Annotated in this window: 1 protein-coding gene; it reads right to left on the bottom strand. The window is 70.1% G+C overall.

Translation table 11 applies throughout. The annotated features are described in order from the left end of the window. A partial coding sequence (locus SB660_RS19950) for a hypothetical protein (RefSeq protein WP_410584018.1) occupies window positions 1-232 on the bottom strand: 232 nt, incomplete at its 3' end. Window positions 233-284 lie beyond the last annotated feature (52 nt).

Here is a 284-nt window from a genome sequence, read left to right as displayed (position 1 = left end):
AGACCGTATCTCCGACGACGGTCTGGGACCATGCGACCCCGTCCATCTGCACCGTGGGCAGCGCGGTCGCACCGACCGTCGGCGGCGACGCCGGGTTCGTCGGATCCGGCGGCATCGTGTCGGCCGTCGCGGGGGCCGTGGACCCGAGCGCTGCGGCGGTGAGGAGCAGCGCGCTCAGCGCTGCGGCGAACAGGCCGCGCGTGCGCGCCCGGTGGGATCTCGATGCATTCATGACAGCCTCGGGCAGACTTGATTGATCCTCAACTTTGTGACCAGGCTACCCC

The sequence above is a fragment of the Bacillus sp. SIMBA_005 genome (assembly GCF_046535585.1).
GTDB classification, from domain to species: Bacteria; Bacillota; Bacilli; order Bacillales; family Bacillaceae; genus Bacillus; species Bacillus pumilus.
Note: the sequence above shows the minus strand (reverse complement) of the source record. Positions and strands in the feature narration are given on the sequence as shown.